The sequence below is a fragment of the Mesorhizobium muleiense genome (genome assembly GCF_900099905.1).
Classification (GTDB): Bacteria; Pseudomonadota; Alphaproteobacteria; order Rhizobiales; family Rhizobiaceae; genus Mesorhizobium; species Mesorhizobium muleiense.
Genome location: NZ_FNEE01000004.1, coordinates 92523 through 106858, shown reverse-complemented (window position 1 = coordinate 106858; position 14336 = coordinate 92523). Strand labels below are relative to the sequence as shown.

Here is a 14336-nt window from a genome sequence, read left to right as displayed (position 1 = left end):
GTGTCTGGCACCACTGGGAGGGAATACCAATGAGGAAAATGCTTCTGCTGAGCGCCGCCTTTGTCGCGCTCGCCCTGGGCGCACCGGCGCAAGCCGAACTGAAGTTCAAGCCGGGCGAAGACCCCCGCTTCAACTGGGCGAATTACGAAGAGCTCAAGAAAGTCGACCTCAAGGGCGAGACGCTGTCGATCTTCGGGCCATGGCGCGGCGAGGACGAGGGCCTCATCCGCACCGTTCTCGACTATTTCTCGGAAGCCACCGGCGCCGAGGTCAAATACTCCTCGTCGGAAAATTACGAACAGCAGATCGTCATCGACACGCAGGCCGGCAGCCCGCCCAACATCGCCGTGCTGCCGCAGCCGGGCCTGATCCAGGATCTGGCGTCCAAGGGCCTGCTGACGCCGCTCGGCGACGACACCGCCAACTGGATCAAGGACAATTACGGCGCCGGCCAGTCATGGGTCGATCTCGGCACCTTCAAGGACAAGGATGGCAAGCCGGGCTTTTTCGCCTTTCCCTACAAGGCCGACGTGAAATCGCTGGTCTGGTACTCGCCGGACAATTTCGAGGAAGCCGACTACGAGGTGCCGAAGACGCAGGAAGAGCTCGCCGAGCTCGAAAAGCAGATCATCGCCGACGGGGGCACGCCATGGTGCATCGGGCTCGGTTCGGGCGGCGCCACCGGCTGGCCGGCGACCGACTGGGTCGAGGACATCATGCTGCGCACCCAGACGCCCGAGACCTACGACAAGTGGGTGAAGAACGAGATTCCGTTCAACGACCCCGCGGTGGTCAACGCCATCGACATTTTCGGCAAGATCGCGACCGACGACAAGATGGTCGACGGCGGCGCCAAGGCGGTGGCGGCGACCGATTTTCGCGATAGCCCGAAAGGCCTGTTCTCGGTGCCGCCGAAATGCTATTTGCACCATCAGGCGTCGTTCATCCCAACCTTCTTCCCGGAAGGCACCGAGATCGGCCAGGACGCCGACTTCTTCTACTTCCCAGCGTACGCTGCCAAGCCCGACCTCGGCACCCCGGTTCTCGGCGCCGGCACGCTGGCCATGATCACCAAGGATAGCAAGAGTGCCCGCGCGTTCATCGAATTCCTGAAGATGCCGCTCGCCCATGAGATCTGGATGGCCCAGGGCGGCTTCGTGACGCCGTTCAAGTCGGTCAACAAGGACGCCTATGCCAGCGACGCGCTGAAGAAGCAGGGCGAAATCCTCGCCGAGGCCTCGACCTTCCGCTTCGACGGGTCCGACCTGATGCCGGGCAAGATCGGCGCCGGCGCCTTCTGGACCGGCATGATCGATCTCGTCGGCGGCAAGTCCGCCCAGGATGTCGCCACCGACATCCAGAAGAGCTGGGACGCGATCAAGTAGGCGGTCCCGGCTGAACGTGCGATCCTGCATGGATCCGGGCCTCGGTGGCCCGGATCCGACCGGCGGCCCGCACAGCAGCAATTTTTATGAGCACATTCCGGCATGACGCGCGACCAGCAAGTGCAAAACCCTGCCTTGCACCCGATCGCGTTCCAAATAACTGAATCGGCCTGTGATCGCATCGCCAAAGTCATTCCCGACTGGCGGATCATGCGCAGAGGGAGGGACCCGTGGCGGCTCAGATTTTCTCGGCCATATTCGTCATCGTCGTCGGCGTCGGCGGCTGCGTCGCCTATTTCTGGGGCGCCAACAAGCTGGTGGACATCATCTTCCCGTCGCGCGGCGTTGCAGGTGCGGCGGCCATCGACAATCTGCGCCGGCAGGGGATGATCCGGCCGTGGCTGTTCGTCGGCCCGGCCATGATCATCCTCACCATCTACCTGATCTACCCGGTCGTGGAGACGCTCAGGCTGTCGTTCCTCGATCGCGGTGGCGCCAATTTCGTCGGCTTCGCCAACTATGAATGGGCGTTCGGCGACCGCGAATTCCGCACCTCCATCCTCAACAACATCATCTGGCTGGCGGTCGTGCCTGCCGCCTGCACCTTCCTCGGGCTGATCATCGCCGTCCTCACCGACAAGATCTGGTGGGGCACCATCGCCAAGAGCCTCATCTTCCTGCCGCTGGCCATCTCGTTCGTCGGCGCCAGCGTCATCTGGAAATTCATCTACGAATACCGCGGTGCTGGCCAGACGCAGATCGGCCTGCTCAACGCCATCATCCAATATTTCGGCGGCCAGCCGCAGGTCTGGATATCGCTGCCGTTCTGGAACAATTTCTTCCTGATGATCATCCTGATCTGGATCCAGACCGGCTTTGCTATGGTCATCCTGTCCTCTGCCTTGCGGGGCATTCCCGAGGAGACGCTGGAGGCGGCCGTCATCGACGGCGCCAATCCGTTCCAGATCTTCTGGAAGATCATGGTGCCGCAGATCTGGGGAACGATCGCCGTCGTCTGGACCACCATCACCATCCTGGTGCTGAAGGTTTTCGACATCGTGCTGACGATGACCAACGGCCAATGGAACAGCCAGGTGCTGGCCAATCTGATGTTCGACTGGATGTTCCGCGGCGGCGGCGATTTCGGCCGTGGCGCCACCATCGCCATCATCATCATGATCGCGGTCATTCCGATCATGATCTGGAACATCCGCCAGGCCAACAAAGAGACGGGAGGACATTGAGATGGCCGTCTCGACCGGAAAGTCCTTTGCCAGCCGTTTCGGCGTCCATATCGCGGTCTTCCTCTTCGTCGCGATCTGGACGATCCCGACGCTCGGCATTCTCGTCTCGTCGCTGCGCGACAAGGACCAGATCATCGCCTCGGGCTGGTGGAACTCGTTCGCCAGTTCCACGCAGACGGAAGCGGGGCGGCTGCCACCCGCCTCGGCGCAAGTCGAGAAGGACGGCAAGTTCGTCCTCGAGGGCAACATCTTCGGCGATGATCCGGCCCGCGACATCAGCGCCTTTGGCGTCAAGTCGTCGGCGCCGACGCAATATCCCGCCGGCACCACAGCCGATCTCGGCGACGGCGAGACCTTGCAGCTCAACCCCGACGGCAGTTTCGTCATGACCTCGACCAAGCCGTTCGAGGGCGAGCGTGGCCAGCGCGTCTACTACGCCTCGTCGGCGCCGCCGAAATTCACCACCGACAATTACAATACGGTGCTGTTTTCGGAAGGCATCGGCCGCTCCTTCATGAATTCGCTGACCGTCACCATTCCGGCGACCGTCATCCCGATCCTGATCGCGGCGTTCGCGGCCTATGCGCTGGCCTGGATGCGCTTTCCCGGCCGGGCGTTGCTCATCGCGGTGATCATCGGGCTCCTGGTCGTGCCGCTGCAGATGTCGCTGATCCCGCTGCTGAAGCTTTACAACGGCGTCGGCAGCTTCTTCGGCGTGCCGTCGAAAACCTATCTCGGCATCTGGCTGGCGCATACCGGCTTCGGCCTGCCCTTCGCCATCTATCTCTTGAGAAGCTACATTGCCGGCCTGCCACGAGAAATCATGGAATCGGCGCGCATCGACGGTGCCAGCGATTTCGAGATCTTCGTCAAGATCGTGCTGCCGCTGTCGTTCCCGGTGCTGGCCTCTTTCGCCATCTTCCAGTTCCTGTGGGTGTGGAACGATCTGCTGGTCGCGATGGTTTTCCTCGGCACCGAGGGCGACCAGATCGTGCTGACCGCCAAGCTCAACGCGTTGCTCGGCTCGCGCGGCGGCGACTGGGAGATCCTGACGACATCGGCCTTCATCACCATTGTCGTGCCGCTGATCGTGTTCTTCTCGCTGCAGCGCTATTTCGTCCGCGGGCTGCTCGCCGGCTCGGTGAAGGGAGGCTGAGATCATGCAATCCGCTGTGAAAGCGACGTTGAGTCCCGACTTCGCCGTCGACCGCGACTGGTGGCGAGGTGCCGTGATCTACCAGATCTATCCGCGCAGCTATCAGGACTCGAACGGCGACGGCATCGGCGACCTCAGGGGCATCATCGGCAGGCTGCCCTATATCGCGGCGCTCGGCGTCGATGCCATCTGGATCTCGCCGTTCTTCAAGTCGCCGATGAAGGATTTCGGCTACGACGTGTCCGACTATTGCGACGTCGATCCGATGTTCGGCACGCTGGCCGATTTCGACGCCCTGACCGCCGAGGCGCACAGGCTCGGGCTCAAGGTGATGATCGACGAGGTGCTGTCGCATACCGCCGACATCCATCCGTGGTTCAAGGAAAGCCGCTCGAGCCGCACCAATCCGAAGGCCGACTGGTATGTCTGGGCCGACGCCAGGCCCGACGGCACGCCACCCAACAACTGGCTGTCGATCTTCGGCGGTTCGGCCTGGCAGTGGGACACCAGCCGCCAGCAATATTACCTGCATAATTTCCTGGCCGAGCAGCCCGATCTCAACTTCCACAGCCGCGCAGTCCAGGACGCGCTGCTCGATGTCACCCGCTTCTGGCTGGAGCGCGGCGTCGACGGTTTCCGCCTCGACACCATCAATTTCTACTTCCACAGCCAGGGCCTCGAGGACAATCCGCCGCTGCCGCCCGAACAGCGCAACGACCAGACCGCTCCTTCCGTCAACCCCTACAACTACCAGGACCATCTCTACGACAAGAGCCGCCCCGAAAACCTTGGCTTCCTCGAACGCTTCCGCGCCCTGCTCGACGAATATCCGGCGACGGCGGCGGTTGGCGAAGTCGGCGATTCGCAGCGCGGACTGGAGGTGGTGGCGGCCTATACCGCCGGCAGCAAGCGCGTGCACATGTGCTATTCATTCGACTTCCTGGCGCCCGAAAAGATCAGCGCGGCAAAGGTGCGTTCGGTGCTGGAAGCCTTTGGCGAGGTCGCCAGCGACGGCTGGTCGTGTTGGGCCTTCTCCAACCACGACGTGATGCGCACTGCCTCGCGCTGGGCGGCCGGCGAGGCCGACCAGACCGCTTATCTCAAGGTGATCTCGGCGCTGCTGATGTCGCTGCGCGGCTCGGTCTGCATCTACCAGGGCGAGGAACTCGGTCTTGGCGAAGCGGAATTGCAATTCGAGGATCTGCAGGACCCCTACGGCATCCGGTTCTGGCCGGAATTCAAGGGCCGCGACGGCTGCCGCACGCCGATGGTCTGGAATGGCGCCGACGGCAATGGCGGCTTCTCCACGGCAAAGCCCTGGCTGCCCGTGCCTGCCAAGCACCTTTCGCAGGCGGTCGATGTGCAGCAGGGCGACGACAACTCGCTGCTCGAACACTACCGGCGCTTTCTCGCTTTCCGCCGCCTGTATCCGGCGCTGGCCAAGGGCGAGATCGAGTTCATCGAAAGCCAGGGCGATACGGTCGCCTTCACGCGCCGCGAGGGCAATGAGCAGATCGTCTGCGCCTTCAATCTCGGCAGCCGACCGGCCGAAGTCAATCTCGGCGGACGCTCGCTGCAGCCCTTGCCGGGGCACGGGTTTTCGGGACAGACTGACGCCGGCTCTATCCGCCTCGGCGGCTACGGCGCCTGGTTCGGGCGTATCGACTGAATTTGCAATTCACTGGAGGGAACCCATGGCCGATGTCACGCTAAGGCAAGTGAAGAAATCATACGGCAATCTCAACATTCTCCATGGCATCGACCTCGACATAAAGTCGGGCGAGTTCATCGTCTTCGTCGGCCCTTCGGGCTGTGGCAAGTCGACCTTGCTGCGGTCGATCGCCGGGCTTGAGGAAATCACCTCCGGCGAGCTCAAGATCGACGGCGAGGTGGTGAACGACGTGCCGCCGTCGAAGCGCGGCATCGCCATGGTGTTCCAGTCCTATGCGCTCTATCCGCACATGACTGTCTACGACAACATGGCGTTCTCGATGAAGATCGGCAAGGAGAGCAAGGCCGAGATCGACAAGCGGGTGCGCCAGGCGGCGGAAATCCTGCAGCTGACCAAATATCTCGACCGCCTGCCCAAGGCGATGTCGGGCGGCCAGCGCCAGCGCGTCGCCATCGGCCGCGCCATCGTGCGCAACCCCAAGGTCTTCCTGTTCGACGAGCCGCTGTCGAACCTCGACGCGGCGCTGCGCGTCGCCACCCGCATCGAGATCGCCAAGCTCAAGGAATCGATGCCTGCTACAACGATGATCTACGTCACCCACGACCAGGTCGAGGCGATGACGCTGGCCGACCGCATCGTGGTGCTCAAGGAGGGCCATATCGAGCAGGTCGGCACGCCGATGGAGCTCTACAAGAGACCCGGCAATCTGTTCGTCGCCCAGTTCATCGGCTCGCCGGCCATGAACATCCTGCCGGCGACGATCGACAAATCAGGCGACCCGACCATCGTCAGTCATGTCGGCGGGCGCAAGGCGACGGTGCCGATCGCCACGCCGGCGTCGGTGAAGGGCGCTTCGGTGAGCTTCGGCGTGCGGCCGGAAGATCTGACGATCGCCACCGGTGCGGATTATCTTTTCGAGGGAACGGTGGATTATGTCGAGCAACTCGGCGAGGTCCAGCTCGTCTATGTCGACATCGGCCGCGCCGACCTGCCGCTGGTCACCAAGCTGCCAGGCAATGTCGGGGTCAAGCGCGGCGCTGCGCTGCGCTTGAATGCCGATGCCGGCGACCTGCATATTTTCGATGCCGACGGACATTCATTCACGCTCCACAAAGCGGAAGCAAAGGCAGCCTGAGAGCAGCAGCCGAACTGATGGATGTTTGGTGACCCAAAAACGAGAGCGGCGGGCAAAGCCCGCCGGTCTTGTGCGTTCCGGTCGCTGTTAGAGCGACGTGCGTCCAAGTGGACGCACAAAAGTACGCTCTAACACTTTAACGCTGCGCATCGTGCTTTCCGCGAATCGGAACCGATTTTCGGGCCGATGCGCTAGCGGCCGAACAGGTTCCGGTCGCTGCCCTGCGGGGCGGACTTCTGTACGTCGCCCGACGAGTTGAGCAGCTTGTAGACCGGCGAGCCGGTATTGCGTACCGAAGAAGTCTGCGTGTTGTCGACGTTGATGGTCGCCTGCTTGTTGATGTCGGTTCTGCCAAAGTTGTCGCTACCGGCAAAAGCGCCGCCCGCAGCAATCAAAAGCGCGGCGGCGGTAAGAACGATCTTCTTCATTTTCAAAACTCCTGGATTTTCTTGGTTCCGCCAGCCCGGCGGGCAAATGCCGCCGCCGCTGTTGGAGCGAACTGTTAGTTGTTGCCGAACAGGTTACGGTCGCTGCCGTTGACGGGTTTCTCGTCAGCCGGAACCGGATTCTGCGCCGAAGCCGAATTCCGAATCGAAGCCGTGTACGAGTTGCTGTCGACCGCAGCGGCCGGCTGGTTGGCGCCGTTCGATCCAAAGTTGTCGCTGCCGGCAAAAGCGCTGCCGGAGATGGCCACAATGGCGGCGGTGGCAAGAATGAGCTTCTTCATTTCAAATACTCCTGAGTTCCTCAGACCCCGAGCGGCGAACCGCCACTTTGCTGTTTGGGACCAGCTGTTAATTGTTGCCGAAAAGGTTGCGGTCGGCGCCCTGGCCAACGGGCTGCTTTTCAGCGTGAGCCGGCGTCTGGACAGAGGCCGTATACGAGCTGTCGACCGCGACGGCCGGCTGGTTGGCGGCGTTGGACCCATAATGGTCGCTGCCGGCAAAGGCGCTGCCGGTGATGGCCAGAGCGGCGACGGCAGCAAGAGCGATCTTTTTCATTTTAGTACTCCAGTATCTTCGTCTTCAGTCCGTCTAGCGGCGTGTCTTGGGAGGATGCGCGCGTCGTTCGGACAGCCCCGATGTGGGAAGGCCATTCGGCGGATTCCAATCACGAAGTTGTTCCGTGTGGACCAAGAATCTACACCTTGAAATTGTACCAGATGCTGCTACTACCATGGTTTTATGGTTCGTTTTCAATATCTTATTCAAAATTAGCCATTCATGATTTGACGGATTGGCGGATTTGCGTTCACAGCATGCTGTACGCATTGTCAACAGAAACGAACCGTTCGGTTCGATTTTAGAAGCGGCTAATAGTCACTTTTGTAAACTGTTAACCTTCCTGGTCTCCGCCGCGGGTCGGATTCGATGTCACGGCAGCCGACAATGGCCGCCGACAAAGTGGGGTTTCAGCCCTGCAGATATAAACCTGCAGGTTTCGCCGGCGGTGTCGCGCCGCATGGATACGATGTCGCTTTCATGCCGGCAGTCAGCCGGCCGGCATGATTAGATCACGCCATCTCAGGTGCCGCTTGGTGACGACGAAGCGGAGAATTGGGAAGCCGGTCAGAACCCGGCGCTGCCCCCGCAACGGTGGTGGAGTTCAAGTCGCAACGGGAGACCACTGGGCCACAAGCCTGGGAAGGTGTCGCGACGAGTCCGCAAGGACACTCCAGAGCCCGGAAACCAGCCCGAGATTTTCAGACTCGACTGATCGCGGTGGGCGGTCAAGAGGTGGATGATGCACGTCCGGCCCTGTCGCCGGCGTGCAAACGGTCCTCCCTCCATCACCACCAGTTCAGTCCTTACACGAGGACAGGACATGGACGCGCGCAACGACATGCTGAGGCTCTTGCACGGCCGCAGGCAAGGCTATTCGCTTGAGCAGCCCTTCTACACCGATCCCGATTTCTTCAAGCTCGACATGGAGCTGATCTGGTATCGCGACTGGCTGTTCATCGGCCACGATTGCGAGTTGCCGAAAGCTGGCAGCTATATCACCGCCCAGATCGGCGACTATCCGGTCGTGCTGGTCCGCGACCAGCAAGGCAAGATCAATGCCTTCCACAATTCCTGCCGGCATCGCGGCAGCCGTGTCTGCAATGCCGACAAGGGCACTGCGGCGAAGCTGGTCTGCCCCTATCACCAGTGGACCTACGAGCTGGACGGCCGGCTGTTGTTTGCTCGCCAGATGGCAGACGGCTTCGACAAGAGCCAGTTCAGCCTGAAGCCGGTGGCTTGCGAAAGCGTTGGCGGCTACATCTTTATCTGCCTGGCCAACGAGCCGGCCGACTTCGCGCCGATGCGCGCCATGATCGAGCCTTACCTCCTGCCGCACCGGCTGCGCGAGGCAAAAATCGCCTTCGAATCGACCATCGTCGAGAAGGGCAACTGGAAGCTCGTCTGGGAGAACAACCGCGAGTGCTACCATTGCGCCGGCAACCATCCGGAACTCTGCAAGACATTCCCGGAAGCGCCGACCGTGACCGGCGTGCAGGGCGCCGACAGCGATCCAGAGATGCTCGCGCACTGGGCGAAATGCGAGGCGGCGGGCTTGCCGAGCAAGTTCCGCATCGATCCGGCCGGGCAGTATCGCGCCACCCGCGCGCCGCTGCTGCGCGACGCCGTCAGCTACACGATGACGGGACGACGCGCGGTGAAGAAGAACCTTTCCGACAGCGTTTCGACCGACCGTATCGGCTCGCTGCTGCTCTATCACTATCCGACGAGTTGGAACCATATCCTCGGCGATCATGCCGTCACCTTCCGCGTGCTGCCGATCAGTGCCACGGAAACGGCCGTCACCACCAAATGGCTTGTCCACAAGGACGCGGTCGAAGGCGTCGATTACGACCTCGCCGAACTCACCCATGTCTGGACCGAGACCAACGACCAGGATCGTCGCATTGTCGAGGAAAACGCCTTCGGCATCCTGTCGCCGGCCTATGAGCCCGGCCCCTATTCGGAACTGCATGAGGGCGGCGTCATCCAGTTCGTCGAATGGTACGCCTCCTTCATCGGGCCGCGCCTTGCCGAGGCCGGGCGGCCGGCGCTGCGCAGCGTCGCCTGAACGAGGTCAAGGGGATGAATGCGATGACGGACCTTGGCCTCTACCGCCATCTCGACGAGATGGCGCCCTGGAACGACAGGCTCCAGGTGCTGGAAGTCATCGGCGTCAGCGACGAGGCGCCTGACGTGAAGACCTTCACGTTCCGCTCTGACAACCAGACCTGGTTCCGCTACAGACCGGGGCAGTTCGTGACGCTGGAACTGCCGACCACCGAGGGCCCGATGATGCGGACCTATACGCTGTCGTCCTCGCCGTCGAGGCCGTTCTCGATCGCGGTGACGGTGAAAGCGCAGGCCGGCAGCCTCGGCACCCGCTGGATGTTCGACAATCTGAAGCCCGGCGTTCACGTGAAGGCCTATGGGCCGGCGGGCGACTTTTCGCTGCACAGCCATCCAGCGGCCAAGTATCTGTTCATTTCGGCCGGCTCAGGCGTGACGCCGATGATGTCGATGCTGCGCTGGCTGAACGACTGCGCGCCATGGACAGATGTCGGCTTCGTCAACTGCGCGCGAAAGCCCGAGGAGATCATCTTCCGCAAGGAGCTCGAGCTGCTCGGCAGCCGCATGCCGGGCCTGACGCTCGGCTTCATGATCGAGGAGCGGTCCAGCCGTGAGGGCTGGTTCGGCCATATGGGCCGGATCGACGCGATACGGCTGCCGCTGCTGGCGCCCGATTTTCGCGAGCGCGAAATTTTCTGCTGCGGCCCCGACCCGTTCATGCGCGCCGTGCGGCAGATGCTGGAGGCGGCCGGCTTCGACATGGCCAACTACCATCAGGAGAGCTTTGCGGCCCCGGCGGTGGAGGAAATTCCGGCCCCGTTCGGTTCGCCGGCAGAGGGTGGGCCGGCAAAAAGTGGGCCAGCAGAGGGCGGGATCGAGGTACCTGCCGAGGCCGCAACGCCGATCCGCTTTTCGCTTTCGGATATTGATGCCGAATGCGTTGCCGGCCAGACCGTGCTGCAGACGGCGCGCGCTTCGGGCGTACGCATCCCCGCAGCCTGCGAGTTGGGCCTGTGCGGAACCTGCAAGGTGAAAAAGGTCTCGGGCACGGTCGAGATGAGCCACAATGGCGGCATCCTCGATCACGAGATCGACGACGGCTTCATCCTTGCCTGCTGTTCGAAGCCGCTGACGGCGATCGAGATCGACGCCTGACCGGCGGGGAGCTTAAAGCGCGTCGCGGCTGAATGGATTCATGCGACGCGCTTTAAGTTATTGTTTTTATGCATGTCGTCATCGCAAAACCGCTGCACACTTTTGCGTGACATGCATTAAACCCCGTAGCGTTCGGTGCGGATGAGGTTTGCCGGCACACCGGCATCGATCAGCGCCTGTGCGGCGGCCGACACGAACGCATTCGAGCCGCAGACAAAGGCGAACCTTGGCGGCGCGGGCAGCCGCAGCATCGATTGCTCCATCATCGCGGCATCGACCCGCCGCGAATAGTCTGACGGGCGCCGGGCGGCCTCGCGGGTCAGCGCCAACACCAGATCGAAGCCGTCCCGGCGATCGTGGACGTCGATCAGCTCGTCGCGAAAGATCACCTCGTCCCAGACCCGTGCGGAAAATACCAATGCCACGGGCACCGCCGATCTGCGCGCGGCGCGATGGCGGATCATCGCCATCAGCGGTACCACGCCGGACCCGCCGCCGACCAGCAGAAGCGGGCCGCCGTCGCTGTCGGACCAGACGAAGTGGCCACCGAGCGGTCCGCGCAACTCGACCTCGTCGCCAACCGCCGCGATATCGTGGAAGAAGGGCGAGATCTCGCCATCATCGAGCCTTTCGATCGCCAGCTCGATCGTCTCGCCGGCTTCCGGCGCCGAGGCGATTGAGTAGGAGCGGCGCGCCTGATAGCCGTCCGGCGCCGTCAGCCTGACATCGACATGCTGCCCGGCACGATAGGCGAAGGGCCGCGACGGCTGGAGGAAAAAGCTGGTGACGCGCGGCGTGCGCTTTTCGATGCGGGCGATGGTCACCGTCTGCCAGGGCGACTGCGCCGCCGGCGCGTCGCTCATGGATCGCCCGTATAGCGCTGCTCACGCCACGGGTCGCCATAGATGTGATAGCCGCGCAGCTCCCAGAAGCCGGGCTCGTCGCGCTCGGTGAACTGCAGGCCGTTCAGCCATTTGGCCGACTTCCAGAAATAGAGATGCGGAACCAGCAGCCGCGCCGGGCCGCCATGATCCGGCGTGATCGGCTTGCCTTCGTAAAGCAGCGCCACCATTGCCTTGCCGGCAATGAGATCCTGCGTCGGCACGTTGGTTGTATAGCCGTCGAAGGACAGCGCCAGCGTGAAGGCGGTCGGTGGCTCGATGCCGGCATCCGCCAGAATATCGTCGACCAGCACGCCTTGCCACGCCGTGTCGAACTTGGTCCACGCGGTGACGCAGTGGATGTCGCGGGTCATCTTGGTCAAAGGCAGCGCGTTGAACTCTGTCCAGTTCCACGTCTTGATCGGCCGCGGTCCGTGCTTGAGCGTGAACGACCAGTCCTCGGTGCGCACACGCGGCGTCGGCCCGGCCGACAGCACCGGAAACCCTTGCTCGAGATATTGCCCCGGCGGGATACGCGCATCCGCATCCGTCGGGGGCTTTCGTCCTGAAGAGAAGCCGCGGGTGACCATCGAGACAATCCGTTTGCATCAGGCCGCCTGTCGGCCTTCACCAATGTTGACAAAGATACTCTGGCGGGCAACCAGATTCTTGGCTTATGCGCCGTCTGTTCGCCTGAGATAACCGGTGGCGATCTCGCGCATCCGTTTGGCGTCGAAGCTTGGTCCATGGCCGCCATGGCCGATGCTGACAGGCAGACCGAGCAGCCGCTGCATGGTTCGGCGATAGGCTGATCCGTCGGAATCCGGCAGGTCGTCGATCAGCAAGGCGTCGTAGATGGCGTCGCCGGCGAAGAACAGGCCGTCGGCCTCATCGAACAGCGCGATCGAATCCGGCGAATGGCCGGGCAGATGCAGCACCCGGAATTGCCGGTCGCCAAGGTCGACCAGATCGCCCTCGTCAAGCGTCCGCGTCAGCGGCGCCGGCTGGATTCTGTATTCGGCCGCTCTCCAGCCCGGTGCCGGCAGCTTTGAGACGGCGCCGTCGAGATCATGAAACATGTGGGCGTAGGTGACGGCGTCATCCATGCTGTCGAATTGCGCAGCACTCATCCTCGGCCCGGCTCGCAGCGGGAATTCGTGCAGCGAGCCGACATGGTCGAGGTGGATATGGGTGGCGACGACGAGCAGCGGCTTGCCATCAGGCGTGTCGATCTCCGGCGCCAGCGGGCAAATCCCCATGCCGGTGTCGACAAGCAGGTCGACGTCGCGGCCGCGCAGATGCCAGATGTTGGCGCGCACGAAATCATGCACGAACGGCTCGGTCAGCATGGTTGTAACGGCGTCGACCTTCGTCTTGCTGAACCAATCATCCATCAGAGGGCCGGCATCAGACGAACGGTTTTCCAACCTTGTATTTTTCGGGAACCAGTCGCTTCAGATAGGCCATTCCTGCATCGGAGAGCTGATTGACCTCAGGCAGCATGAAATCGTCGGGCATGTGACGGGTCTTGCCGGCGACGTTTTTCAGCGGCACCTTGTTCAGCACGGTTTTCTTGCCGTCATATTGCAGCGCCACCGAGCCGCCGCCCTGCTCGGCGACAGCGACCGCAAAGACGCCGGCATCGAAGGCTTCCTGCGCATCGACGGCGTTGATGGCGCCGACATAGCCGCGCGGCATGTAGCCGAGCGCATCGACGCGTGCCCGCTTGCCCGGCAATCCTTCGGCCAGCGCACGCTCGAGGGCGGCCGGCAAGTCGCTGCCCGACAGCTTGACGTTGCCATGCGCATCGCGCTCCAGTTTGTCCGGCGGGACAAGGCTTTCGACCAGCGCCTTGCCGTCGGCTGTGCTGACGCCTTCGGAGACTGCGACGATGCAGCGCTTGTGGCGATCGAGCGTGGCGCGCACGTCGTCGATGAAGGCTGAAGCCGAGAACGGACGCTCCGGCACATAAACGAGATGCGGGCCACTGTCGGGATCAAGCTGCCATGCGGCGGCGGCGGCGGTGAGGAAACCGGCGTGCCGGCCCATGACGATGCCGACATAGATGCCCGGCAGAGCACGGAAGTCGAGGTCGACCGAGAGAAAGGCGCCGGCGACGAACTCGGCTGCCGAAATGAAGCCGGGCGTGTGGTCGTTCTCCTCGAGATCGTTGTCGATGGTTTTCGGCGCATGGACGAATGCCATCTTGCCGCCGGCGGCGTCGGTCAGGATCTGCTGCGTGCCGGACGTGTCGTTGCCGCCGATATAGATGAAGGCATCGGCGCCCGCCTTGTTCAGGCCGTTGAGGATGACCTCGCAATAGGCCTCGTCCGGCTTGTCGCGGGTCGAGCCAAGCGCGGCGCTCGGCGTCGCAGCAATCAACCGCAACCGATCCTCCGGAATGGCCGAGAGATCGACATAGTTGCCGTCACGAATGCCGCGCACGCCATGGATGGAGCCCAACACCTTGGCGCCGGGATGCCGCCTGCGGATCTCGAGTGTGGCGCCCACCACCGTCTGGTTGATGACGGCGGTCGGGCCGCCGCCTTGCGCGATGACAAAAGTTCCGGACATGCTTCACGTCTCCCGAGCAGTGGCTTTGCAAGCCACATTCGCCTGTCTTGCGAGATCGCGCAA

14 protein-coding genes and 1 riboswitch are annotated in these 14336 nt (G+C 62.6%); of the genes, 7 read left to right on the top strand and 7 right to left on the bottom strand.

All coding sequences use genetic code 11. From position 1 onward, the window contains the following. The first annotated feature begins 29 nt into the window (after positions 1-29). The 5 genes from BLT09_RS10120 to BLT09_RS10100 all read left to right on the top strand — a co-directional run bounded on the left by BLT09_RS10120 (position 30) and on the right by BLT09_RS10100 (position 6592). On the top strand, positions 30-1385 hold the full coding sequence (locus BLT09_RS10120; RefSeq protein ID WP_091592647.1) for an ABC transporter substrate-binding protein: 1356 nt from the start codon (positions 30-32) through the stop codon (positions 1383-1385). Between the two features lie 230 nt (positions 1386-1615). Then, positions 1616-2629: a carbohydrate ABC transporter permease gene (locus BLT09_RS10115; RefSeq protein ID WP_023796848.1), complete on the top strand. Its 1014-nt coding sequence runs from the start codon at positions 1616-1618 to the stop codon at positions 2627-2629. Position 2630: 1 nt separating this feature from the next. Continuing rightward, positions 2631-3785, top strand: coding sequence for a carbohydrate ABC transporter permease (locus tag BLT09_RS10110; protein ID WP_027151438.1), 1155 nt, complete (start codon positions 2631-2633; stop codon positions 3783-3785). 4 nt (positions 3786-3789) lie between these two features. Further along, positions 3790-5454, top strand: coding sequence for a beta-galactosidase BglA (gene bglA, locus BLT09_RS10105; RefSeq protein ID WP_091592644.1), 1665 nt, complete (start codon positions 3790-3792; stop codon positions 5452-5454). A 25-nt stretch (positions 5455-5479) separates the two neighbouring features. Next, positions 5480-6592: an ABC transporter ATP-binding protein gene (locus BLT09_RS10100; RefSeq protein WP_023796851.1), complete on the top strand. Its 1113-nt coding sequence runs from the start codon at positions 5480-5482 to the stop codon at positions 6590-6592. Between the two features lie 191 nt (positions 6593-6783). Here the strand turns inward: BLT09_RS10100 and BLT09_RS10095 are convergent, their stop codons facing one another. From BLT09_RS10095 to BLT09_RS10085, 3 genes are all read right to left on the bottom strand, one after another. Further along, positions 6784-7020: a DUF680 domain-containing protein gene (locus BLT09_RS10095; RefSeq protein WP_023796852.1), complete on the bottom strand. Its 237-nt coding sequence runs from the start codon at positions 7018-7020 to the stop codon at positions 6784-6786. 74 nt (positions 7021-7094) lie between these two features. Continuing rightward, complete coding sequence (locus BLT09_RS10090; RefSeq protein ID WP_023796853.1) at positions 7095-7319, bottom strand: DUF680 domain-containing protein; 225 nt, start codon at positions 7317-7319, stop codon at positions 7095-7097. 67 nt (positions 7320-7386) lie between these two features. Beyond that, positions 7387-7593 carry a DUF680 domain-containing protein gene (locus BLT09_RS10085; RefSeq protein WP_023796854.1) on the bottom strand — a complete coding sequence of 69 codons (207 nt, stop codon included), beginning with the start codon at positions 7591-7593 and terminating at the stop codon, positions 7387-7389. Positions 7594-8100: 507 nt separating this feature from the next. After that, positions 8101-8303: riboswitch (cobalamin riboswitch) on the top strand. A gap of 113 nt (positions 8304-8416) precedes the next feature. Here BLT09_RS10085 and BLT09_RS10080 point away from each other — a divergent pair. Next, positions 8417-9664: an aromatic ring-hydroxylating oxygenase subunit alpha gene (locus BLT09_RS10080; protein ID WP_091592642.1), complete on the top strand. Its 1248-nt coding sequence runs from the start codon at positions 8417-8419 to the stop codon at positions 9662-9664. 23 nt (positions 9665-9687) lie between these two features. Further along, positions 9688-10818 (top strand): FAD-binding oxidoreductase, encoded by a 1131-nt coding sequence (locus BLT09_RS10075; protein ID WP_091592970.1) that lies wholly within the window; start codon positions 9688-9690, stop codon positions 10816-10818. A 116-nt stretch (positions 10819-10934) separates the two neighbouring features. Here BLT09_RS10075 and BLT09_RS10070 read toward each other — a convergent pair whose 3' ends face one another. The 4 genes from BLT09_RS10070 to BLT09_RS10055 all read right to left on the bottom strand — a co-directional run bounded on the left by BLT09_RS10070 (position 10935) and on the right by BLT09_RS10055 (position 14273). Continuing rightward, positions 10935-11681, bottom strand: a complete 747-nt coding sequence (locus tag BLT09_RS10070; RefSeq protein WP_091592640.1) for an FAD-binding oxidoreductase — start codon at positions 11679-11681, stop codon at positions 10935-10937. Then, positions 11678-12289 carry a molybdopterin-dependent oxidoreductase gene (locus tag BLT09_RS10065; RefSeq protein WP_091592638.1) on the bottom strand — a complete coding sequence of 204 codons (612 nt, stop codon included), beginning with the start codon at positions 12287-12289 and terminating at the stop codon, positions 11678-11680. Before BLT09_RS10065 ends, BLT09_RS10070 begins: the two co-directional genes overlap by 4 nt. A gap of 84 nt (positions 12290-12373) precedes the next feature. Continuing rightward, entirely contained in the window at positions 12374-13093 is a 720-nt protein-coding gene (locus BLT09_RS10060) for an MBL fold metallo-hydrolase (protein WP_091592636.1), read from the bottom strand. 13 nt (positions 13094-13106) lie between these two features. Continuing rightward, on the bottom strand, positions 13107-14273 hold the full coding sequence (locus BLT09_RS10055) for a diphosphate--fructose-6-phosphate 1-phosphotransferase (RefSeq protein ID WP_091592634.1): 1167 nt from the start codon (positions 14271-14273) through the stop codon (positions 13107-13109). Between the last annotated feature and the right edge of the window lie 63 nt (positions 14274-14336).